The organism is Candidatus Proelusimicrobium excrementi (genome assembly GCF_937881865.1).
GTDB lineage: Bacteria > Elusimicrobiota > Elusimicrobia > Elusimicrobiales > Elusimicrobiaceae > Proelusimicrobium > Proelusimicrobium excrementi.
On the sequence record NZ_CALGEO010000167.1, the window covers coordinates 1 to 2,012 of the forward strand.

The window sequence follows — 2,012 nt, forward strand, 5'->3', positions numbered from 1 at the left end:
GATGCCGGGCAAAGTCAAAGTGGCGGAGAAATAGGCCATTAAAGCCAACAGGAATACCAAGTTCAAGAGCAAAGCTATGCTGGATATTACGCCGGAGAACCTGTAGTAAATGCTCATGAACAAAACGATGAACACAAAACCGACCAAAGAGGCTTTTACGCCGCTTTTTATGGAGTCCTCACCGAGGCCCGGGCCGATAATGCGTTTTTCAATAATGTTTACCGGGGCCGGTAAAGCGCCGGCTCTAAGAACGATTGCAAGCTGTCTTGCCTCTTCCATGGTAAATTGGCCGGTAATTTGGCCGTCCCTGGTAATTCTGGCGTTAATCGTCGGGGCGGACTGTACGGTGTTATCCAATACGATGGCCAAGTCCTTCTTTAAGTTCGCGCCGGTAAGATTGCCGAATTTCTTTGCGCCTTCGCCGTTAAACTGAAAGCTTACCGCCGGATAGCCGTACTCGCCGGTGGTTACGCGGGCGTCTTCAAGATCCGCGCCGGTTACGGCGGCGGGATCGGTCAATGCGACCAAAAAGCCCTGTTTGTCTTTCATTACGGTAATACCAGCAGGTACGAGTTTGGCGGCTTCTTCAGTCAAAGTTCCGTCGGCGTTGAAAGGATTGTCAAGTTCGTTAAGTTTATTGACGGCTTCCTGAGCGGCGGCGTCATCTTTAACTATTCTGAACTCAAGCATTGCCGTTTTGCCGATTAAGGCTTCGGCCTGTTCGGGGTTGGCTATACCGGGCAGCTGTACGGAAATCCATTTTTCGCCTTGGCGGGTTATTGGTATTTCGCCTACGCCGTATTGGTCAATCCTGTTGCGGACGATTTCAATGGCGCGCTGCATGGAATCGTTAAGGCTTTCCTTCCCGCTGAGTTTGCTTACGTCCAACTCAAGCAGGAGTGAGGATCCACCCCTTAAGTCAAGGCCAAGATTAAGTATTCTTTTTGGCCTGTCGCCTGAAGCTTCAAGCTTTTCCCTTTCCTGAGGGGTCTTTGAATACCACTCATAGCTGGGCCAAAGCAAAGCCACGGCGCCGAATATTGCTGCTAATATTATTGTCCACTTAATGGCAAGCTTGTTCATTTAGATTTGGCTCCGTTCTCAAGAGGTTGGTTTTTATAAATAGAAACTATACCGCTTGGCAATACGGAAAATTTGGTGTTTTCCGCTACTTTTACTTCTATAATCTGGTCGTTAAAGCCGGCTACCGTCCCGACGATACCGCCCATTAAAATCACTTTATCGCCCTTTTCAAGAGCGTTAATAGCTTTTTTTTGTTCTTCTTCACGTTTCTTTTGGCTTCTGCTGGTCAAAAACATAAAAACGACAAAAAACACTATTATAATTAAGAACATACCGTTAAAGCCAAATCCCTGCCCTGCTGCGGCGGTTGTGGCTGCGGCTGCTGATGTTGGTTCCATTTCGCCTCCGTAATAATATTATATATATACTGATTTTAGCAGTAGTGGTGTTGTTGTTTATAAACGCAGAGGCTACGAATACAAAAGAGAACACGGTCCGAAGTTTAATGAAGGATGCAACAGAAGTTTCAACCGGCTGGGTTACGGCTTCCGGTTTGGAAGTGAACCTGGATTCTTTACAGGATTATTGTGCCGCGGAGCAAACAAGTATTTTTCACACCTTACCGGAAAGTATTACGGATGATGATACTTTCGCATTCTTTGCCCATCACATTTTTTATGAAGTCTGGATTGATGGAAATTTCATTTATGAAGAAGAAGTTCCGGAGCATTTTTTTTATAACAAAGGTCCCGGACATTGCTGGTGTTTTATTGATTTGGATGAGGAATATGCCGGCAAACAGATAGAGATTCGATATATTTGCGGGTATCCGGAACAAACCGGTTATCTCTCGGATGTTTATGTGGGAAATGAGCGGGGAATTACGTTAAAAATGATTTCAGAACGATTCGTTCCTTTGGTTGCCAGTTTGTTTTTGTTATTCCTTGGTGTAATCTTTGTAGTTGCTGATTTTCCCATTAATATCGGGC

At 45.4% G+C, this 2,012-nt stretch carries 3 protein-coding genes; 1 reads left to right on the plus strand and 2 read right to left on the minus strand.

Annotation, left to right across the window (positions count from 1 at the left end; translation table 11 throughout):
* Positions 1 to 1,083, minus strand: a 1,083-nt coding sequence (gene secD, locus ACQY26_RS07480; protein WP_428048599.1) for a protein translocase subunit SecD, incomplete at its 3' end; no start/stop codon positions are given.
* Positions 1,080 to 1,421 carry a preprotein translocase subunit YajC gene (gene yajC / locus ACQY26_RS07485; protein ID WP_428048601.1) on the minus strand — a complete coding sequence of 114 codons (342 nt, stop codon included), beginning with the start codon at positions 1,419 to 1,421 and terminating at the stop codon, positions 1,080 to 1,082. The genes yajC and secD, both read right to left, overlap by 4 nt.
* A gap of 107 nt (positions 1,422 to 1,528) precedes the next feature.
* Between yajC and ACQY26_RS07490 the strand changes: the two genes are divergently transcribed.
* A partial coding sequence (locus ACQY26_RS07490; protein WP_428048603.1) for a hypothetical protein occupies positions 1,529 to 2,012 on the plus strand: 484 nt, incomplete at its 3' end.

What these genes read in the sequence shown, in the direction of transcription:
- yajC (WP_428048601.1), bottom strand. Translation starts at nt 1,421, where the DNA reads ATGGAACCAACATCAGCAGCCGCAGCCACAACCGCCGCAGCAGGGCAG.